The organism is Methylobacterium sp. 001424705 (assembly GCF_059816145.1).
The window spans coordinates 14,839-35,922 of sequence record NZ_JCBANU010000022.1 but is presented as its reverse complement, the minus strand read 5'-3'; the positions used below and the strand labels follow the sequence as shown (position 1 = coordinate 35,922).

15 protein-coding genes are annotated in these 21,084 nt (G+C 69.0%); 6 read left to right on the top strand and 9 right to left on the bottom strand.

The features are described from left to right. Positions 1–15 precede the first annotated feature (15 nt). The 3 genes from AC6EUL_RS16515 to AC6EUL_RS16505 form a co-directional block, all read right to left on the bottom strand. Positions 16–969, bottom strand: a complete 954-nt coding sequence (locus tag AC6EUL_RS16515) for a metallophosphoesterase (RefSeq protein WP_056379440.1) — start codon at positions 967–969, stop codon at positions 16–18. Between the two features lie 168 nt (positions 970–1,137). Then, positions 1,138–1,353, bottom strand: a complete 216-nt coding sequence (locus AC6EUL_RS16510) for a hypothetical protein (protein WP_056379443.1) — start codon at positions 1,351–1,353, stop codon at positions 1,138–1,140. A gap of 289 nt (positions 1,354–1,642) precedes the next feature. After that, entirely contained in the window at positions 1,643–3,040 is a 1,398-nt protein-coding gene (locus AC6EUL_RS16505; protein ID WP_056350075.1) for an aminotransferase, read from the bottom strand. Between the two features lie 102 nt (positions 3,041–3,142). On the opposite strand from AC6EUL_RS16505, the gene AC6EUL_RS16500 reads away from it, so the two are divergent. Together AC6EUL_RS16500 and AC6EUL_RS16495 are read left to right on the top strand one after the other, a co-directional pair. Then, a complete protein-coding gene (locus tag AC6EUL_RS16500; RefSeq protein WP_056221180.1) occupies positions 3,143–3,682 on the top strand; it encodes a hypothetical protein in 540 nt (179 codons plus the stop codon). Then, positions 3,672–4,400, top strand: coding sequence for an HAD family hydrolase (locus AC6EUL_RS16495; RefSeq protein ID WP_499871374.1), 729 nt, complete (start codon positions 3,672–3,674; stop codon positions 4,398–4,400). The genes AC6EUL_RS16500 and AC6EUL_RS16495 overlap by 11 nt, the downstream gene beginning before the upstream one ends. On the opposite strand, the gene AC6EUL_RS16490 is transcribed toward AC6EUL_RS16495, so the two are convergent. Beyond that, on the bottom strand, positions 4,397–4,879 hold the full coding sequence (locus AC6EUL_RS16490; protein ID WP_056221185.1) for a MarR family winged helix-turn-helix transcriptional regulator: 483 nt from the start codon (positions 4,877–4,879) through the stop codon (positions 4,397–4,399). The two genes, AC6EUL_RS16495 and AC6EUL_RS16490, sit on opposite strands and share 4 nt — an antisense overlap. A gap of 139 nt (positions 4,880–5,018) precedes the next feature. On the opposite strand from AC6EUL_RS16490, the gene AC6EUL_RS16485 reads away from it, so the two are divergent. Continuing rightward, complete coding sequence (locus AC6EUL_RS16485; protein WP_056221188.1) at positions 5,019–5,798, top strand: DUF1499 domain-containing protein; 780 nt, start codon at positions 5,019–5,021, stop codon at positions 5,796–5,798. A gap of 7 nt (positions 5,799–5,805) precedes the next feature. Here the strand turns inward: AC6EUL_RS16485 and AC6EUL_RS16480 are convergent, their stop codons facing one another. Both AC6EUL_RS16480 and AC6EUL_RS16475 read right to left on the bottom strand, forming a co-directional pair. Then, entirely contained in the window at positions 5,806–6,723 is a 918-nt protein-coding gene (locus AC6EUL_RS16480; RefSeq protein WP_499871371.1) for an MBL fold metallo-hydrolase, read from the bottom strand. Positions 6,724–6,809: 86 nt separating this feature from the next. Beyond that, a complete protein-coding gene (locus AC6EUL_RS16475) occupies positions 6,810–7,481 on the bottom strand; it encodes a DUF2865 domain-containing protein (protein WP_162248661.1) in 672 nt (223 codons plus the stop codon). A 567-nt stretch (positions 7,482–8,048) separates the two neighbouring features. Here AC6EUL_RS16475 and AC6EUL_RS16470 point away from each other — a divergent pair. The 3 genes from AC6EUL_RS16470 (at position 8,049) to AC6EUL_RS16460 (ending at position 11,847) form a co-directional block, all read left to right on the top strand. Beyond that, a complete protein-coding gene (locus AC6EUL_RS16470) occupies positions 8,049–8,294 on the top strand; it encodes a hypothetical protein (RefSeq protein WP_499871368.1) in 246 nt (81 codons plus the stop codon). 313 nt (positions 8,295–8,607) lie between these two features. Continuing rightward, entirely contained in the window at positions 8,608–10,305 is a 1,698-nt protein-coding gene (locus AC6EUL_RS16465; RefSeq protein ID WP_499871366.1) for a methyl-accepting chemotaxis protein, read from the top strand. Between the two features lie 165 nt (positions 10,306–10,470). Continuing rightward, positions 10,471–11,847, top strand: a complete 1,377-nt coding sequence (locus AC6EUL_RS16460) for an Nramp family divalent metal transporter (protein ID WP_499871364.1) — start codon at positions 10,471–10,473, stop codon at positions 11,845–11,847. A 22-nt stretch (positions 11,848–11,869) separates the two neighbouring features. On the opposite strand, the gene AC6EUL_RS16455 is transcribed toward AC6EUL_RS16460, so the two are convergent. The 3 genes from AC6EUL_RS16455 to AC6EUL_RS16445 form a co-directional block, all read right to left on the bottom strand. After that, a complete protein-coding gene (locus AC6EUL_RS16455) occupies positions 11,870–12,019 on the bottom strand; it encodes a hypothetical protein (protein WP_156389572.1) in 150 nt (49 codons plus the stop codon). Between the two features lie 218 nt (positions 12,020–12,237). Beyond that, positions 12,238–13,614, bottom strand: a complete 1,377-nt coding sequence (locus AC6EUL_RS16450) for an aminotransferase class I/II-fold pyridoxal phosphate-dependent enzyme (RefSeq protein ID WP_056221203.1) — start codon at positions 13,612–13,614, stop codon at positions 12,238–12,240. Between the two features lie 25 nt (positions 13,615–13,639). Then, entirely contained in the window at positions 13,640–21,061 is a 7,422-nt protein-coding gene (locus AC6EUL_RS16445) for an SDR family NAD(P)-dependent oxidoreductase (RefSeq protein WP_499871361.1), read from the bottom strand. Positions 21,062–21,084 lie beyond the last annotated feature (23 nt).

Here is a 21,084-nt window from a genome sequence, read left to right as displayed (position 1 = left end):
TGCCCCCGAGGCGCGTCAGCCCTGGATGAGGCCGGGTCCCTGAACGGTCTTGCCCGCCGGATCGGACGCGCTTCCGAGATTCAACAGGACGATCTCCGGGGGGACCCCCAGGCGCACCGGAATGCGGCTCACGCCGAACCCCCCCGAGATGATCATCTGGCGGCCTTTCCGGACCACATGGCCGTAGGCGAAATCGTTGTTGCCGTGGATCGCCGCAATGGCCGGCGAATAGCCGAAGAGGCGAACCTGACCGCCATGGGTGTGGCCCGCCAGGGTCAGGGACACGCGGTCCGGCACGTCGAGGAACAGGTCCGGCTCGTGGATCATCAGAAGGACGGGTGCGGAGTCGGTGATCTTCGCGAGCGTGCCCGGCAGGTCGTCGCGCCCGCCCTCGTCATCTTCCAAGAGGAACGGAATCTGGTCGCCGACGCCCGCGATCCAGAACGGCTTGCCGTCCTTCACGAGACGCAGGGCGTCGTTCTCCATGACGGGAATCCCGACATTCTCCAGCGCCCGCTGCGCTTCCACGGGCCCGTCGCGGCGCGCCTGCGCCTGCTTGTCGTCCCACCAATCGTGGTTGCCGAGGATCGAGTAGACCCCGAGCGGGGCGCGGAGCGCCGACACCACCCGGGCGAATTCCGGCAGCGGGATCTTTCGGTAGGTGACGCTCGGTCCGGCCGGGTAGTCCCCCAGCATCAGGATGAGATCGGGCTTCAGCGCGTTCGTGGTGTCGACGATCTCGGCGATCCGGTCGAGGGGCATGAACGGCTCGCCGACATGGAAGTCGGCCAGCACGGCCACGCGCAGCGACAGGCCGGGTGTCCAGTTCGGAAGGACGGGGGCGTAAGGCGTGACCACGAGACGGTAGAGCGGCTCGATGCCGAAGGCGTAGACACCCGTCGACCCGACGACACCCGCACTCGCCCCGAGCCCGGTCAGGAACTGCCGGCGGCTCGGCAGGATCAGCATGGTCAGGCTCCTCGGTCGCGCGAAGGACGCGGCGCGTCCCTCTCGCCACAAAAGATGACGAAAGCGAGGAGCGTGCCGCGCTCAGCGTGACGGTTAAGCCCGAGGCGTTGAGGAAGGACTACCGCAGGGGTGGACTCGCGCCCCTCGACGCAACCCACCGTCGAGACGTCAGGACAGTGGCGTGTCCTCGTGCTCGAAGCGGGAGGAGCGGGTGCCGCTCAGGAGCCCCGTCCGGGCCGACTTCTGCGCCTTGGACACGGCCTGTACGGCCGCTGCCAGGGCCGGAAGTGCGACGGGCCGGAACGTCTCAGCCTGATGATCGACGATGATGGTGGAGCGGTCGGAACGTCGAGCGGTGCCTGAAGTCTGTGAGCGCGGGTGCATGTAACGGGTGTCCTGTTGTGCTCGACAGGCTCTGTCAGGTTCTTGTGCCTAATCTTGAGCCATGAACGTCTCGCGGGCACCGTTTGGTTTCACCCGGACGCCGATCGAGCGACGTGACAACCATAGAGCCGCCGCCAACCTGAATGAAAGCTTAAGGCTCTCACGATCCCTTGACCAAAGCCCAAATCGACCGCGCGTCCCATCTCGAGAACACTTAAGCAGGGCCGCGCTTGCAGCGCAAAAGACATCATGCACTGCGAAGAATACCTTCGCGGTGCAATCTTGCTGGTCAAGCCACGGGACGCGGAGCGGCTTCGAGCTTCTGCTCCGCGATCCAGGCCGAAGTCCGGTCGAGGGCTCGCGTCAGGCGGTCGAACAGGGTGTCGATCTCGGAGGGCGCGATCACCAGGGGCGGGCAAACCGCGACGCGGTCCCCGGCGAGGAACCGCACGATCAGCCCTTCGGCCTGGGCGAAGGCGACCACCCGCGCCGCCACGCCGGCCTTCGGCTCGTATTGCCGGCGGGACGCCTTGTCCGCCACGAGCTCGATGCCGCCGATGAGCCCGATGCCGCGGGCCTCCCCGACGAGGGGGTGATCGCCCAGCGCCGCCAAACGCGCCTGGAACTGCGGCGCCTTCTCGGCGACCCCCTCGACGATGCGGTCGCGCTTGTAGATCGCGATGGTCTTGAGGGCGACGGCGCAGGCGACGGGGTGCCCCGAATAGGTGGTGCCGTGTCCGAAGGTCCCGAGCTTGGCGCTCTGCTGCACCATCAGACGGTAGAGCGGCTCATCGACGGAGATGCCGCCGAGCGGCAGGTAGCCGGAGGTGAGCGCCTTGGCGAAGGACAGGCTGTCGGGCCGCATCCCCATCGCCTCGGATCCGAACCAGGTCCCGAGCCGCCCGAAACCGCAGATCACCTCGTCGGCGATGAAGCGCACGTCGTGCCGGTCGAGCACGGCCTGGATCTTGGCGTAATAGCCCGCGGGCGGGAGGATGGCCCCGCCGGCGCCGAGCACCGGCTCGGCCACGAAGGCCGCGACGGTCTCGGGGCCCTCGCGGAGGATCACCGCCTCCAGCTCGGCGGCGAGGCGGGTGGTGAAGGCCTCTTCGCTCTCCCCCTCCTGCCCGAAGCGATAATGGTGCGGGCAGCCCACATGCAGGAAACCCGGCAGCGGCAGGTCCCAGTCGGCGTGGTTGGCGGGCAGGCCCGTCATCGAGGCCGTGGCCACCGTGACCCCGTGGTAGCCCTTGATGTGCGAGAGGATCTTCTTCTTGCGGGGTCGGCCCAGCGCATTGTTCATGTACCAGGTCAGCTTGACCTGCGTGTCGTTGGCTTCCGAACCCGACGAGGTGAAGAAGATCTTCGAGGTCGGAACCGGCATGAGCTCCTTCAAGGTCTCGGCCAATTCGATCGCCGGGTCGTGGCTCCGCCCCGAAAAGAGGTGCGTGAAGGGCAAGCGCGCCATCTGCTCGCTGGCCGCCTCCACCAATTCCTCGTTGGAATAGCCCAGCGCCGTGCACCACAGGCCGGCCATGCCCTCGAGATAGGGTCGGCCGTCGCTGTCGTAGACCCACACGCCGTGGCCGCGCTCGATGACGAGCGGCCCCGTTTCGCGAAAGGTCTCCAGGTTGGTGTAGGGATGGATCAGGGTTTCGACGTCGCGGGTCGCGAGGTTCGAGAGCATAGTTTTGCCTGACGGTTGGCCGATGGCCGACATGGGTGCGAGACTGTAACGAGGGGCGCCCGCCGTAGAAACCCGCGCGACGTCGCAACCGGACCCGAACCCATGCTCGACCCCGCCACCATCGTGGCTCAACCCGCCCCCGGCCGCGCCTGCGGAACCTGCACCCTCTGCTGCAAGGTCTACGACGTCCCGGCGGTGGAGTCCGTTGCCGGGCAATGGTGCCGGCACACCCGGCAGGGGCGGGGCTGCGCCATCCACGCCACCCGGCCCGATCATTGTCGCGCCTTTCACTGCCTCTGGATGACCGAAGGCTGGATGGGCCCGGAATGGAAGCCCGAGCGCGCCAAGATGGTGCTGAGCCTCGATCCGATCTCGCGCCACATGAACGTGCAGGTCGATCCGGGCCAGCCGAATGCCTGGCGGCGCGAGCCCTATTACGGCCAGCTCAAACGCTGGGCGGTGTCGTCCCTGGCCCAGAAGCGCCACGTCCTCGTCCATCTCAACCGGACCACCACCGTGGTGCTGCCCGACCGCGACGTGGCCCTCGGCGTCTTCGAGCCCGGCGACCGCATGGTGGCGCGCGAGCGTATGACCCCGCAGGGGGTCGTGATCGAGGTCGAGAAGGTCCGCGATGCGGCCTGAGATTCTCGGGACCACGATCCGCGGGATCCTGTTCGACAAGGACGGGACCCTCGTCGATTTCGACCGGACCTGGGGGCCGGCCGCCTATTCGGTGATGTCCGACCTGTCGGGCGGGGACCGGTCCCGGCTGGATGCGCTCATGCGGGTGAGCCACTACGACGAGGTCGGCCAGCGCTTCGCGCCGACCTCGCCGCTCATCGCCGGCTCCTCGGCCGGCTACGGCCCCCTCTGGGCCGAGGTCCTGGACCGGCCCGCCGGCCCGGCGCTCTATGGCGAGATGGACGCGTTGTTCCGCGCGGCCGGCCTCGCGGCGCTGACGCCGATCGGGGCACCGTCGGACCTCGCCGCATGCCTCGTGGCCGGCGGCTTCACCCTCGGGATCGCCACCAACGACGCCGAGGCTTCGGCGCGGGCCCAATGCGCCGCCCTCGGCCTCGCATCGCACTGCGCCTTCGTGGTGGGCTATGATTCGGGTCACGGCGCCAAGCCGAAGCCCGGAATGGTCACGGCCTTCGCCGACCATCTCGGGGTGCCGGCGAAGCGGATCGCCATGGTGGGGGATTCCCCCTACGACCTCGTCGCAGCCCGCGCGGCCGGGGCGATCGCGATCGCGGTGCTCAGCGGCCCGCTGGGTGCCGCCGCCCGGGACGAGCTGGACCCCCTCGCCGACTACATCCTCGACTCGGCTGCGGATTTGCCGGCGCTGCTCGGGCTCTAGCCCGCTTCGCCGGTGACCGGCTGCTCACGGGCCAGATCGCGCCACTTCAACACGAGGCGCTCGAAATCCGCGATGTCCTGGGCCGGCAACTGCCCCAGGGTGCGGGCGACGTACGCCTTCTGCGCGACGATGCCGCGCGTGGCGAGGTCCGCTCCGGCGGGGGTGAGATAGAGGGCGTGCGAGCGCCGGTCGCCCGGGATCGGACGACGCTCGACGAGGCCGGCTTCGACGAGACGATCGATCAGCCCGGAGACGTTGCCCTTGGTCACGTAGAGCCGCGCCGCGAGGTCCTGCTGCGTCATGCCCTCGCGCTCGGTGAGGGTGGAGAGGGCATCGAATTGTGGGATGGACAATCCCAATCCGCGCAATTCCCCGGCCATCGCGGCGGTCACCCGACGGTTGAGGCGGATGAAGCGAAACCAGACCCGCAGAGGATCGGCAGCCTCGGCGGGGGTCGGAGCGGGTGGGGGCGCGGGCATCGTCGGGCGGCTATAGCAGACACGGCGCCACTCCCGGAAGCTTCGCGACAACAGCCCGGGTGGCGCCGGGGAGCGCGGACCGGTAAAGCTCCAGGCATACGGCCCCGCGGATCGTCCGGACAGCGAATCTCGTCACAGCATGCGTCGTCTGCCCTACGAAGATCCCATCACCCGCGCCGGCCCGGTCTCGCGGACCGTTGCGGTGCTGGCCCTCCTCGTCAGCCTCTTCGCCCTGGTCCTGGTGCGCGATCCGCGCGCCGAGGCGGGCCCCGCCCTGGCGACCCTCGGCGCCGGTCTCGTTCTGGCGGGGGTCGCGGTGTTCCTGGCCCTCGTCGCCTTCGTCCGGGTCTGGCGCGAAGGCGCGCGGGGCCTCGGGGCGGCCCTGGCAGGCCTGTTCCTGGCCGGCCTCGTCCTCGCCTATCCGGCCTACGCGGCCCTGCGCGCCCTGAGGCTGCCGGCGCTCGCGGACGTGACCACCGACACCGACAATCCCCCGGCCTTCTCGCGCTCCCGCACCGCCTTCGCTGCCCGCGAGGGTCGCTATCCGCCCGATCCAGGCCCCGCCGCCCGCGCCGCGCAACGCGCGGCCTATCCGCAGATCGCGCCGCTGACCCTCGACCTCGATGCCGACGAGGCCTTCGAGCTCGCACGCAAGGCGGCCGTGAACCGCCGTTGGCAGATCGTCGAGGCGATCCGCCCCGGCGGACGTGTCGGAAACGGCCGCATCGAGGCGGTGTCGCGCGGTCCCATCCTGAACCTCGCCGATGACGTCACCGTGCGGGTCCACCCGCGGGCGGACGGGGCCCGCATCGACGTCCGCTCCGCCTCGCGCCTCGGCACGCGGGACTTCGGCAGCAACGCCGACCGCATCCGCGCCTATCTCGACGAAGTCGCCAATCTCGCCATCGCGGTGAAGTGAACGGGCGTCAGGCCGGTGCGTAGCGGCTGTCGAGCCGGGCAGGGCCGTCGCTCCGCACGACCCCGCGCTCGACCAGATCCTCGAGGTGGGCGAAGACCGACAGGGCGGCCGCGCCGCGCAGGGCGGGGTTCAGGCCCTGGTAGATCGCCGCGACGATGGCGCGGATATCCCGGTCGCCCGCCTCCAGGCGCCCGCGGATCGCGCTCTCACGCTGACGGCGATGGGTGGCGAGACCGCGCACGAAGCGGCGCGGGTCGCGGACCGGTCCGCCATGGCCGGGCCAGTAGATCGTCTCGTCACGGTCCCGCAGAGCCTCGAGGGACTCCATGTAGGCGCGCATCGCGCCATCGGGGGGCGCCACGATGGTGGTCGACCACGCCATGACGTGGTCGCCCGAGAACAGGGCCGCTTCCTCCCGCAGGGCGAAGGCGAGGTGGTTCATGGTGTGGCCCGGGGTCTCCACGGCCTCGAGGGTCCAGCCTGGCCCCGCGACGGTGTCGCCCATCCGCAATTGCCGGTCGGGGACGTGGTCCCGGTCGGCGCTGGCATCGAGATGGGGGATCTCGCCCGCGCCGAGCGTGCGCGCCGCCCGGTGCGGACCGCAGCCGAGGATCGGCGCGCCCGTATGCGCCTGGAGCAGCCGGGCTCCCGGCGAGTGATCCCGGTGGGTATGGGTGACCAGGATGGCCGTCACGGGGGCCCCGGCGCAGGCCGCGACGAGCGCCGCGATGTGCCCCTCGTCCGCCGGGCCTGGATCGACGATCGCGACGGCCTCGTCGCCGACAAGGTAGCTGCAGGTGCCGGTCGCCGTGAACGGTCCGCCGTTCGATGCGATCCGCCGCCGGACCAGGGCGGAGAGCCGGACCGTCTCGCCGCTGGGAGGCGGCGAGCCGTCGAGGTCGGGATCGGACTGCGTCTCGCTCATAGCGGCTCCTGAGCGGGTGGGATCGATCCGGCCCCTCCGCCGCCATCGGCCGAGGGACGACGCGCGGCACGCGACCGGCCGCCGATTCAATAGACGAAGGGCGATGCCATCACGACCCGGGTCGGCGCCCGGACCGCACCGAAGCGCGGCTCGACGTCGATCGGCAGCGGCCCCGGCTCGAAGCCGTCGGACGCGGCGACCCGGACACGGAGCGCCCGATCGGCTCTGCGGACACCCTGGCGGAGGGCTCGGGCATCGGCCTCGCGGCGGACCACATCGACCTTGGCATCGATGTCGCGCCGCGCGCGGCGCGACAGGCCGCGCGCCTCGCGGAAATCGACGACGGTGAAACCGCCGGCGCGGGCCGGTACGACGACGGCCGCGCTCGCCTCGGTGGCGACGACGTCGCCGGCGCGCACGGTCATGTCCTGGAGAATCGAGAGCGGCGCGGCCACGCCCTGCTCGGGCTGACAGCTGCACTGCTCCACCCGTTTCGTCCGATAGAGGTTGGCCACGGCGAGGCTGCGGTAGGGCTGTCCGTCGAGACCGACGGCGCGGTCGAATTCGGTCTCCCCCGCCCCCAGGGTGAAGAGACGCGTCGGCGTGTTCGGGCAGGCCGCCGCGCAGGCGGCCTCGTGAACCGGCAGGTCGGACCGGGCCCCGAGGCGTCCGAGGGGGAAGACGTAGCCGTCGCAGGATCGCACGCAGACGGTGCGGGCCCCCAATACGGTGCGCGCGGCGGCCGGCACAGCCGCCACCTGGTTTCTCGCGGCCGGACCTCGGGGATGCCGGTTCCGGATCGGTCGGGCCGCGGTCGCCTCGACGAGGGGGCGCGGCGTTTGGCGCATCGGCCGCACGGTGCTCACCCGCCGGGCGTCGGGAAGCGAGACGTAATGCCCGGGCCGGCGCGCGGGAATCGATGCCGCCGGCGGAGGGGCCGGCTCACGGAACAGCGTCTCGAGGAAATTGAAGAGGCCCCCCCGCTCCGAGGCCCTGACCATCGTCGTCCCCGCCGTGACCCCACCGAGACCCAGAAGGAGGCCGGCCAGTGCCGTCCCTATCATCTGCTGTCGCGTACCGGCCGGTGCGAGACGCTGCCACTTCATACCCGCCGGCTCCGCTTCCGTCGCTGAGATCGTTTTGGCCGCCTCTCACGGGGCACGGCTTCCTCAGGTACACATCATCGCGGACCCGGCGCAACGGCGGCAAACAACCGAGACGGGCGCGCGTGACGACGGAGCGGCGGCATCCTGGCTGGTTTCGACGGCCGGTAGGGCGGTGCAGTTTCAACGACGCACAGCCATGCCGTTGAAACATATTGCTCGATGTTCCTCAGTCGCGTGATCGATGGCGTCGTGCCTGATCGCCCTGTTGGCAATGAAACCGCGGTGAAGGACCGACCGCCGATCGAAATCCCGGTGTCGCGGGAAGGCTACGGCCATGCGGTCTTTCATCGAAACTTCGACATCGGCTCACGGCAATCGGACGGAACCGGCGACATCCGGGTCGCGCGGACGACCAGAACGAGCAATTCGCCCAAACAGCTAAGACTGCTCTTCCCTCGAAGCTAACCTTTGATGGAAACCCGGACTACAGATTTCTCCGGATCATCACGGGGATTTTATCTACGGTTTCATTCGGATTTAAGGCTTTCCGGCTTCAATCGGTGTGCACCGGGGAGGGTGCCGGCAGCGGTTCCCACGCTGTCGTCGAAACACCCCACAGGGGATGTCGAGCGCTCCGGATCGTCGAGTCGACAGCACAGTTCCCTCGAGGAATCGCGCCGCGCTTCCTCACCGGTGGTCGGGCCCGTCCCACGGGCACCACGGAGGGCGCAGAGGTGTCCGCACGGCAGTGGAACGCATCGCAGCCGAGGATTGGCCCATGACGTTCTTCAACACCCGCACCGCGGCAAAGCTCGAGGCGCTCGACCGGTCCCAAGCCGTGATCGAGTTCCTTCCCGATGGCACGATCGTGGCCGCCAACGAGAATTTCCTGAAGACCGTGGGCTATGAACTCGCGGAGATCAAAGGCCGGCACCATCGCATGTTCGTCGACGCGGCGGATCAGGACCGTCCGGCCTACGAGGCCTTCTGGGCCGCTTTGGCCCGAGGAGAGTTCCAGCGTGCCGAGTACAGGCGGATCGGCAAGGGTGGCCGCGAGATCTGGCTGCAGGGAACCTACAATCCCATCCGGGGACGGGACGGCCGCGTGACCAGCGTGGTCAAATTCGCCACCGACATCACGGAGGAGAAGCAGCGGAGTGCCGATACGCGGAGCCAGATCGAAGCGATCGGCCGGTCGCAGGGCGTGATCGAGTTCGACCTCGACGGCACGATCGTGAATGCCAATCGAAATTTCCTCGATGTGGTGGGATACAGCCTCGAGGAGGTGAGGGGCCAGCATCACCGCCTGTTCGTCGACGGCCCCGAACGGGACAGTGCCGCCTATCGTGTCCTCTGGGAGGGATTGGCCAGGGGCGTCTTCCAGAGCGGCGAGTTTCGGCGAGTCGGCAAGGATGGCCGCGCGATCTGGCTGCAAGCCACCTACAATCCGATCCTCGACTTGGCCGGGCGCCCGGTCAAAGTGGTCAAGTTCGCCACCGACGTCACGGCCGAGAAGCTGCGGACTGCAGAGCTGCAGGGCCAGGTGGAAGCGATCGGCCGCTCGCAGGGTGTGATCCATTTCGATCTCGCCGGACACGTCCTGGATGCGAATGCGAATTTCCTCGCCGTTCTGGGCTACGATCTCGCTCAGATCCGGGGCCAGAACCACCGCATGTTCGTCGACCCAACCTATGGAGCCTCGGCCGAGTACAATGCCTTCTGGGCCGCCCTGCGCCGGGGCGAGTTCCGCAGCGGCATCTTCCAACGCGTCGGCGCAGGCGGCCGCACGATCTGGATCCAGGCCTCCTACAACCCGATCCTCGACATGAGCGGCCGGCCGTTCAAGGTGGTCAAGTACGCCACCGATATCACGGCGCGGATGCGCTCGCAGATCGAGGCCGCCGGCGCCTCGTCGCAGACCCTCGTGAATGTCCAAGCGGTGGCCTCGGCCGCCGAGGAATTGAACGCCTCCATCGGCGAGATCGCCAGCAGCCTTGCCCGGTCCCGCCAGGAGGTGGACGAGATGGACGAGCGCGCGCAGAGAGCCGACCGGTCGACCGGCCAGCTCGCTGACGCCGCCGCGTCGATGAACGGTATCGTTCAGTTGATCCAGGGCGTCGGCGGGCAGATCAATCTGTTGGCCCTCAACGCCACGATCGAGGCCGCCCGCGCTGGCGAGGCGGGGCGCGGCTTTGCCGTGGTGGCGGGCGAGGTGAAGAACCTCTCCAACCAGGTCACGAACGCCACGGCACGGATCGCCGAGGATATCAAGACGATGCAGACGGTCTCCGGCGACGTCGTCGTCTCCTTGACGGCCATCGGACAGGCGATCGACGTGGTTCGCGGCTTCGTCACGGGCGTGGCCTCTGCGGTGGAGGAGCAGAGCGCGGTCACGCAGGAAATCTCGATGAGCATGCAGACGGCGGCTCACGGCGTGGCCGATATCGATCGCAACCTGCAAGCTCTGGCATCCTGACGGCCTGCGGGTCCGGGAGGAGCAACCATCGCGTCGGGTCCGACTTAGCCGTTTGCTCTTTTTATAGCTCCTGCTATAAAGCAGTGGGCTGCTTCCAGGCGCCCGGCGGTCCTCTTCCCGGAAACACGCGTGGGCATGGCTCGACACGAACCTCTGACGGCTCCGATGCCTGTCTCGGCACCGGAGGGTACCCTGGCGAACGGAACGCGCACGGAAGGATCCTGGCGCTTCAGCCGGGAGACTCGTGACCACCCGAGCCTCGGACGCATGAACGGCAGCGTTCCCGTTCAGGCGACAGGCACCTGGTTGCGGCGACTGCTGGCCTTCATCGGCCCCGGCTACATGGTCTCGGTCGGCTACATGGATCCCGGCAACTGGGCGACGGACATCGCCGGCGGTGCCCAGTTCGGCTACACGCTGCTCTCGGTCATCCTGCTGTCCAACCTCATGGCCATCGTCCTCCAGGCGCTCGCCGCTCGGCTCGGGATCGCGACGGGTCGCGACCTCGCCCAGGCCTGCCGGGATCATTACCCGCGCCCCATCAGCCTGATGTTGTGGCTCGCCTGCGAAGCGGCGATCATCGCCTGCGACCTCGCCGAGGTCATCGGGACGGCCATCGCCCTCAAGCTCCTGTTCGGCTTGCCCCTCGTCGTTGGCGCAACCCTCACGGCGCTCGACGTTTTCCTGATCCTGCTCCTGATGCGGCGGGGCTTTCGCGCGCTCGAGGCCTTCGTCATCGCTCTGTTGGCCGTGATCTTCGTGAGCTTCGGGATCCAGATCGCACTCGCGGCACCACCGCTCCAAGCGGTGCTCGGCGGCTTCCTGCCCACATCCGAGATCGTCCGGAATCCGGCGGCGCTCTACATCGCCATCGGCATCATCGGCGCCACCGTGATGCCGCACAATCTCTACCTGCATTCCTCCATCGTGCAGACGCGGGCTTATCCTCGGACGGACGACGGCCGACGTGAGGCCATCCGCTTCGCGGTGGCCGACTCGACGATCGCGTTGATGCTGGCCCTGTTCGTGAATGCCGCCATCCTGATCATGGCCGCCTCGGTGTTCCACGCCCAGGGACGCACCGACATCCAGGAGATCGAGCAGGCCTACGAACTGCTCTCACCGCTCCTCGGAGCCGGCATCGCCTCGACGCTGTTCGCGGTGGCGTTGCTGGCCTCAGGCCTCAATTCCACCGTCACGGCGACGCTGGCGGGACAAATCGTGATGGAAGGATTCCTGCGCCTGCACATCCCGGACTGGGCCCGACGCCTGGTCACCCGCGGGATCGCCATCGTGCCGGTCGTCGGCGTCACGGCACTCTATGGAGAACAGGGTACGGCGAAGCTGCTCGTGCTGAGTCAGGTGGTGCTGTCGATGCAGCTCCCCTTCGCGATCATCCCCCTGGTCGGTTTCGTCTCCGACAGAGGGAAGATGGGGGTTCACACGATCAGACCCTGGCTCAAGGTCGTGTCCTGGGCCATCGCGGCCCTGATCGTCGTCCTGAACGGCAAGCTGCTGTTCGATACCGTGATGGGCACCTGAAACGACGCCCTTCTGGCAGGCCTCAGCGTCGACGGTCGGCGCGGACGCGCACCGGAATCGGCTGAGGCGCCGGCATCGGCCCTTCGAGGATCGCACCGATCAACGAGCGACTGGCCTCGGCGACGGTTTTGATCAGACGTCGCGCGATGGAGGCGACAGTCGATTGTCTCATGACGGGCTCCTGACCGACGGGCTGAGGACGAACGTCGCATCCCGGGCCGGGTTCCGGTTGCGATGAGACACAGATAGCAACATCAGTGTCGCTTGCTCAGGGGTCGAGGGCAATCGGCCGCATTTGTGCGAAACGCGTAAAAAAACACCGGCGCGCTGACGCCGGTGCCCAGACCCGATGCAGGCGGAGGATGGTGGAGTCGTAGGGCCCCGGGGACCCTACGGCTTGCCGCGCTTCGCCATGAGCTGCTCGATCAGCGAACCGCCCTTTTCGATGGCAGCGAGTTCCTCCGCGACCGCGTCCACGGTCTCGCGGATCTGTTCCGGCGTATGCTCCGAGGTGATGAAGAAGCGCAGGCGCGACGCTCTCTCCGGCACGGCCGGGTGGATGATCGGCTGAACGTTGATGCCGCGCTTGAAGAGGCGGTCCGACAGCGTCACCGACTTCAGGGAGTCGCCGACGATGACGGGGATCACCGCGAGGCCGAGGCTGGTCCCGGTGTCGAGCCCATGCTTCTTCGCGCAGGACAGGAACAGGTGGCCGTTCTGCCGCAGACGCTCCACCCGGTGCGGTTCGGCATGCATGATCTCGAGCGCCGTTTCGGCCGCGGCCGCGAGAGGCGGCGAGATGCCGACGCTATAGATGAAGCCGCCAGCCGTGCACTTGAGGTACTCGATCAACGCCGCCGGTCCGGCGACGTAACCGCCGCAGGTGGACAGGGTCTTCGAGAGGGTGCCCATCCAGATATCGACCCCGTGGGGATCGACGTCACAATGTTCGGCCAGACCGATGCCGGTCCGCCCGAGGACGCCGAGCCCGTGCGCGTCGTCGACCATCAGCCAGGCGTCGTAGCGCTGCTTCAGGGCGATGAGTGCCGCGAGGTCCGGCGCATCGCCGTCCATGCTGTAGAGGCCTTCCACCACGATCAGCGCCCGGCGATGCTCGTGGCGCGTGGCGCCGAGCAACGTCTCCAGGGCGTCGAGATCGTTGTGGGAAAACGAGCGGCGCTGAGCGCCGGAGAGCTGAGCGCCGGTGACGATGCTGTTGTGGCTGAGGGCGTCGTGGAAGATCACGTCGCCCGGCTCCAGCAGGGCGCCGATCGTGGTGACGTTGGTGGCGTGGCCGCTCACCATCACCACGCAGGCCTCGGTGTCGTAGTGGTCGGCCAGGGCCTTCTCCAGGGAGAGGTGTCCCGGTCGCTCACCGGCCACGATCCGGCTGGCCGACGCCGACGTGCCGTAGGTTTCGATCGCACGGGCCGCCGCGGCGTTGACGTCGGGATGCCCGTTCAGACCGAGGTAGTCGTAGGACGAGAAGTTGACGAACGACTTGCCGGCGATGCGCGTCGTGGCGCCGGCCTTGGTCTCGTGCACCCGGAAGAACGGATTGCCGAGGCCGATCAGATCGGCCGCCGAGCGCTGGAGGCGCAACTCCCGGTATCCCGGCAGGGACTCGAAGTTCTGTACGGACGCATCGCCCGCCGGGCGCTGCGCCGGACGGGCGGGAGCCGTCCGGTTGGCGTTTCGCCCGAGGCGGTTCGTGACGAAGCCCGCCAGGGCCGCGCGTCCGCCGTCCGGTCTCGCGGAATTGCTCATGCGGCATGCCTCAAGGGGGAATCGCTCACGGGAGGATTTCTTTGATCGCGAGGCTGTTTTCTTCGACCATCGCGTGGAAGGGCTCAAGGGTGCGGACATCCACCCCCTCGCTGGCGTGACGCTGGGCCAGGCTCATCACGGCCGCCGCCGCCTCGTCCACCGGAGCCGCGATCGACTGGATCAGGGTCTCGGTGAGTTCGTTGACGGTGAGGCCGGAGGAGATGCCGGACGGCGGTGCCTCGAGGGCGAAGCGCTCCTGCAGGCTCGCGCCGAGTTCGACGCCCATCAACGAGTCGAGACCGATCTCGGAGAGATGGCGCACGCGGCTGATGTCGTCCTTGGGCAGGCGCAGGATCCGGGCGATGTCCTCCACGATGGCGTCGGCCACCGTCTTGCGCACCGAGTCGATGTCCTGCGTCTTTAGGAGCAGGCCGATATTGATGGCCGCCACCGTTCCGGCTTCCATCTGCTGGTCCGAACCGAGCTCGGCGTAGCTCGGGCTCTTCATGGTGGCGAGGCGCTCGCGCGCCTTGCCCCAATGCATCGACGCGATGGCGATCACGGCGTCGTCCGGGCTCGACCCCTGGCCTTCGAGCGCGTCGGCCATGAGGTCGAGGCAGTGGCGGGCATCCATCGGCGTCACGCCGACGCGACCCGCCAAGGTCTCCATCACCGCACGGTTACGGGCCAGCACGCCGACATCGCCGATGGCCCCCCAGGCGACGGCCAGCGCCGGCAGGCCGAGCTTGCGCCGGCGGCGGGCGAGGCCTTCCATGAAGCCGTTCGCAGCCACGTAGGCGCCCTGTCCGGGGTTGCCGATGAACGTCGTGGCCGAGGAGAACATCACGAAATAGTCGAGCGCGCGCGCGCGCGTCGCTGCGTCGAGATGCTCGGCGCCGATGACCTTCGGACGGATGACCGTGTCGAGGGCGGCGGCGTCGATGTTGGCGATGAGGCCATCCTGGAGCACCATCGCGCCGTGGATCACGCCGGCGAGCGACCGGCCCCCACGCTCCACATCGGCCAGCAGCGCATCCACCGCCTTGCGGCTGGTGATGTCGCAGGCCATCGCGGCCACGGCGACGCCGCGGGCGCCGAGATCGGCCACGACCTGCTTGGCCTCGGGACTCGCGGCCCCGTTGCGGCCGACGAGGACGATGTGCTTCGCACCCCGGTCCGCGAGCCAGCGCGCCGCCTCGATGCCGAAGCCGCCGAGACCGCCGGTGACGAGGTGGACACCCTCGGGAGAGATCGTGAAGGCGGACTTCTCCGTCTGCATCACGCTGCCGGGCTTCGGCGGCGCGATGACGATCTTACCCACATGCCCCGATTGCTGCATCAGCCGGAAGGCGTCCGAGACCTCGTCCGCCGTGAAGGGCTGGAAGGGCAGAGGCTTCAGCCCGCCCTCCTTGAACAGGGACATCACCTCCCGGAACAGCCGGGCCCCGTCCTCGCCCTGGTGCTGGAGCACTTGGTCGAGATCGACGCCGAAATAGGACAGGTTCCGGCGGAACGGACGCAGGCCGATATGGGTGTTGGCGACGTAGTCGCGCTTGCCCAGCTCGATGAAGCGGCCGAAGGGCTTGAGGACGTTGAGGCTGCGCTCCATCGCCTCGCCGAACAGACTGTTCAGCACCACGCCGACGCCGTCGCCGGTGATGCGGCGGACATCGTCCACGAAGGCGAGGGAACGCGAGTCGAGCACGTGCTCGGCCCCCAACGCCTTGACTAGAGCGCGCTTCTCCCGCGAGCCGGCCGTAGCGATGACCCGCGCACCCTTCATCTTGGCGATCTGCAGGGCGGCCAGACCGACGCCGCCGGCTCCGCCATGGATCAAGACCCACTCGCCGCGGCGCAGGCGGGCGCAGCTGACGAGGCCGTAATAGGCCGTGAGGAAGGCGACCGGCACGGTGGCGGCGGCCTGCGGATCGAGGCCGGGCGGGCTCGGGGCCACGACGAGCTCGGGGACCACGATGTGGGTCGCGAAGCCCGACTGCGCGAAGGCGACGACGCGATCACCGGGCTTGAAGGCGTCGACGCCCTTGCCGACGGAGAGGACCCGGCCGGCCACTTCCAGCCCGAGGCGCGGACCCGCGAAGCCATCCTCCAGGATCTCCTCCGGCAGCATCGACAGCGCCCAGAGGACGTCGCGGAAATTGAGACCCGTGGCCTCGACCGCGATCTCGACCTCGCCGCGCTCGGGAGCCCGGCGGGTCGCCGGCCCCCAGGCCATCTCGTTGAGGCCGCCGGTGTTGCTGCGTTCCAGGCGGGCCGCCTCGGCCGGAACCGCATCGGCGCCGGGACGACGGGAGAGCTGGCCCGGCGAGAACCGGATCACGCGGGTCCGGTCTGCGTCGAGGATGATCTCTGTCTCGAGCGTGCCCGAGAGAATGAGGTCGCGCAGCCGCTCGGCGGCGGCCTTGGTCGAGAGCGCCTCGGCGAGGTCGATCCGACGTACGTCGAGATTCGCCACCTCGTTGGCAAGCGTCCGGCTGAAGGCCCAGACGCCGGCCTCCACGGAGCCGGTCGGATCCCCCGCATCGCGGGTGGCGCCGGGGCAGACCACCCAGAGCCGGGTCTGGCGGCTGCCGAGATGCTCGACGCAGCGCTTCAGGCTCAGGCAGCGCTCCCGCAGGCGGTCCGCCGCGGCACCGGCATGGTTGAAGGCGCCCGCGAGGAAGACGACCGTGTCGGGGGTCTCGCGTTCCAGTTCGAGCAGCGACTGCTCCGAGTCGAGGATGATCGAGACGTGGACGCCGCTCGCCACCAGCAGGGTCGCCAGGGACGAGGCCGTCTCCGCCGCGACAGCGTCGTGCGAGCCGATCACGAACGCGAAGGTCTGGCCGGGCGCCGGCTTGGCGCGCACCGGCGCCTCGGCGATGAACAGAAGATCGTCCCCGTTGGTGGAGACGGCGCGATCGACGGCCACCCGCACGAGGCCGGTGTCGCTCAGCGCACGCTGCCACCCGGTGATGTCGTCGAGACGGCCCACCGGCAGGTCGGCCGTGGCCTCGAACCAATCCGGGGTCAAGCCGAACACCAGATCGCGGAACAGCGACGCTCCCGGCTCGACGGCGACGAGGAAGCCACCGGTCGCGAGCGCGTCGGCGACCTTGCCGAGCAGGGCTCGCTCGGAGCGATGCAGGACGTTGCTGGCCAGGATCACATCGAAGCTGCCTGCCGACAGCTCGGCCGTATCCTCGATGACGGTGACGCCGCGGGGCAGGGCGAGGCGCGCCCGCTCCGCTAAACGACGATCGGCTTCGAACACGGTCAGCTGCGCCTCGATGCCGTCCGTGAAGGCGGCGGCCTGCGCCGAGAGCGGTCCGAATCCGACCTGAAGCACCCGCAACGCACGGTCGCGGGGCAGGGCGGCACGGCCGGACTCGACGAGATCCGCGATCACGTCGGCCGCGGCCCGGGCCGTCGCACTGCGCAGGACGAAGGCGTCGAGGGCGTTCTGCGAGAGGGTCGGAGCCTCCGTCAGATCACCCGAGAGCAGCCGGCCGACGACGGCGCCGATATCGGCGGTGAGCACGAGTTCGGCCGAGAGTTCGGGGTGATCCGCCGCGATCCAACGCATGATCTCGTCGGGTGCCGGCAGGGACACGTCCTTGCGCAGGGTCCAGCGCTCGCCGTCGAGGGTGGCGAGGTCGCTGCTCTCCAGGGCGTAGAGGGCGTTCAGGAGCCAGGGGCGCATCGCCTCCGGCACGCGGTCGTCGATCGCCACGGTGCCGGAGCGCTGGAGGCCCTCCGCCAGGCGGTAGGCCATCGACGTCGCCCAACCTTCGAGAAGGAGGTGCCCCGGTGCCAGCGGCGCCTCGGCGGGTGCGACGGCGGCCTTGCAGGCCGGACGGATTTCGTCGGCGACGCGCTTTCCGCGCTCCATCGCGATGGCGGTGGGTTCGGTGGCAAGCTCGGGCCGCTGCGCGATGGCGTACGCGGCGAGATCGCTGCCGTTCTTGGAGCGGAGCGCCTGAAACCGCCCCTCGCGCAAGGTGGCGATGACGGCGCCCTCGGCATCCACCAGGGTGAAATCGGCCAGGATGCTGCGCTCGTTGGCACGCCGGGTCCGGATCATCGCCCGGGCGATGACGGCCCCCGGCTTGACGAGGCGGATTTCGCCGAAGCGAACCGGGACATAGGCCTTGGTCGACCCCTCGCCCATCAGACCGGCGAAGAGCAGGATGAGGCCGTGGAAGCAAGAATCGAGGCGCGCGGGGACGAGCCCGAAGCGCCCGTCGGCCTCGGCGGGCAGGAGCTCCGAGACGATGGTGGTCTCGTCGAGGCGCGCACTCGCCGCGACCTGACGGAAGCTCGGGCCGAAGCCGAGACCCGAGGCGGCGGCCAGGCGGTAGAGGCCTTCGCCCGCCACCGCGTGTTCGGCCGGAACGTGCAGGTCCACCGGGGCGGGCGCCGGGAAGGTCCCATCGATGATCTTGGCCGCGGCGTGGAGCTGCCAGGCGGCCTGGGTCAGGCGTGGGCGGCTGAGAATCTGGATGGCGTTGCCCGAGCCGGCGACCCGCACCGCGACCTCGCGCAGGGATTCCTCGCCGAACACCATCGGCGACTGGATCTCGAAGTCCGCGAGCGTGACGCTGTCCGTCTTCATCGCCTCGCGGGCGACACCGAGGGCCATCTCGATGAAGGCCGCGCCGGGCAGGATCGCCTGCCCGTCGATGCGGTGATCATCGAGGTCCGGCACCGTCGCGATGTCGACGTGGCCGTGCCATTCGAGGCCGTCCGGTGCGACGCGGGAGCCGTAGAGCGGATGATAGGGACGCGGCGTCGCCGCACCGACACCCTCGGTGGTCTCGGCGAGCCGGAAGGAGCGACGCTGCCACGGATAGAGCGGCAGCGACACGTCGCCTGTCGGATTCGCCCCGAAGACCGTCGCCTCATCGACGGCGGCGCCCTGCACGAGGGCGGCCGCGACGGTGCGGGCGATCGGATCGCCGCCCGCCGGCTTGCGGTGGAGGACGCCGATGGTGGCGTTCTCGATGCCGAGGGGCTCGATGGCGTCGCCGATATGCGACAGCAGGGTCGCGCGGGGGCCCACTTCGATGAAAACGCGGGCGCCCTGTCGGGTCGCCTCCTGAACGGCCTCGCAGAAGCGCACCGGTTCACGGATGTTGCGCCACCAGTAACCGGCCCCGAACTGATCTCCGGCCAGCACCTTGCCGGTGACGGTCGATACCATCGCGGTCGTTGCAGCGTGCGGCTTGAGCCCAGCGAGGTCCCGCAGCAGCGGCTTCTCGGTCGGGTTCATCAACCGGCCGTGGAAGGGGTACTCGAGGTCGAGCTTGCGCCCGCGACGACGCTTGCGCGTCAGCGCCTTCATGGCCGCATCGATATCCTCCACCGGGCCCGCCACCGTGATGGCCTTGGGGCTGTTATAGGCGGCGATGTCGAGGCTCGGGTAATCCTTCAGGAACAGTTCGATCTCGTCCGCAGGGGCGAGCAGCACGGCCATCGTTCCGAAGCCGCGCGTCGTCTCCTGGTGCTTGCTCCGGTAGAAGATGACCTTCACGGCCTGTTCGAGGCTCAAGATCCCGGCGGCTTCCGCCGCGGCGATCTCGCCGACGCTGTGGCCGAGGACGTAGCTCGGCTTGAGGCCGTGGGCCCGCAGCGCCGTCGTCGAGGCGCTCGAGATCGCGAAGATCAGGGGTTGCGACACCCGCGTGAGGGCGAGGCGCTCCTCCAGATCCTCGGCGAACAGGGCCTCCTTCAGGGACCAGCCCGAAAGGGTGTGGAACAGGCCGTCGATGCGGTCGAAGGCCTCGCGGAAGACGGCGTTCTCGTCATAGGCCTCACGACCCATGCCGGCCCACTGGCTCCCGTTGCCGGAATAGACAAAGGCGACCTCCGCCGCGCGGTCCACGGCGGTCCCCAGAAGGGCGTCGGGGGCATCCTCGGCCTCACCGACGGCGCGCAGGACCCCCGGAAGATCGGCATCCAGGGAGACGGCCAGGCGCGAGGACAGACGCTCGCGGCGATGGGCGGCGGCCGCGGCGATCCGTGCGATCTCGGCCTTGTCGGCGCCGTCGAAGCGCTCGGCGTAATCGAGGGCGAGTTCGTTGAGGGCGGCACGGCTCTGGGCCGAGAGCAGGAGCACTTCCGGCATCCGGGCCGCATCGGGGGCGACCGAGGCGGCACGAACCGGCGGGCCGTCCGTGAGAACGACGTGCGCGTTGGTGCCACCGAACCCGAAGGAATTGACGCCCGCGAAGCGCGCCTTGCCATCGCGCGCCAGCGGCAGCGGCTTGTTCGTCACCGACAGGTTCAGGTCCCGAAAGGGAATCTCGGGATTCAGTTCGGCCGCGTGAAGCGAGGTCGGGAAGAGGTCGTGCTCGAGAGCGAGGCTGGCCTTCAGGAGACCGGCAAGGCCCGAGACCGGCTCGGTGTGGCCGATGTTGCTCTTGATCGAACCGATCGGCAGCGGCGCCTTGCGGGGACGACCGAGCTTGCCGCCGATGGCACTCGCCTCGATCGGATCGCCCACCGGCGTACCGGTGCCGTGGGCCTCGACGAAGACCACCGCGTCGAGGTCGATTTCGGCCTCGCGGTAGACCTGCTCCAGAAGCGCACCTTGGGCATAGCCGGAGGGCAGGGAGATACCGGTGGTGCGCCCGTCCGAATTGACGCCGCTGGCCGCGATGACGCCGCGCACGGTGCTGCCGTCGCGCAGGGCCGCTTTCGCGGATTTCAGCACGAGCACCACACCGCCCTCGGAGCGCACGTAGCCGTCGGCGCTCGACGAGAAGGCCTGGCACAGGCCGGTGCGCGAGAGCATCTGCGCGTTCGAGAAGCAGATGAAGTTGAAGGGGCTCGCGAGAAGGTTCACGCCGGCGACGACCGCCGTGTCGATCCGACCGCTGGAGATGGCCGCCACCGCGGCATCGAGGGCGACGAGCGAGGACGAGCAGGCCGTGTCGACGGTGAAGCTCGGTCCCTTCAGGTCGTAGATGTAGGAGATGCGGTTCGACAGGATCGAGAGCGTGTTCCCGGTGGCCGCGTAGGCGTCGCCCGACGAGGTGTCGAGGACGCGCAGGTTGCCGTAATCCAGGGAGGAGGCGCCGACGAAGACGCCGATCTGGGTCCCCGCCACGTCCGAGGGGCGCAGCCCGGCATCTTCCAGGGCTTCCCAGGTCAGTTCCAGCAGCAGGCGCTGCTGCGGATCCATCTGCTCGGCCTCACGGGGCGAGATGCCGAAGACACCCGGATCGAACGACCAGATGTCGTCGAGGACGCCGGCGGACCACGTATAGCTCTTGCCACGCTCCTGCGCGCGCGGGTGTCCGAACCGCTCCAGGGACCAGCGGTCATCCGGGATGCGACCGACGGCGCATCGCGCCTCGGTCAGGAGCTGCCAGAGCCCGTCGACGCTCGAAGCGCCGGGAAGCCGGCAGGCACGGCCGATGATCGCGATGTCTGTACGTTGTGTCACGTTCGATTCGCACACGCTCTTGA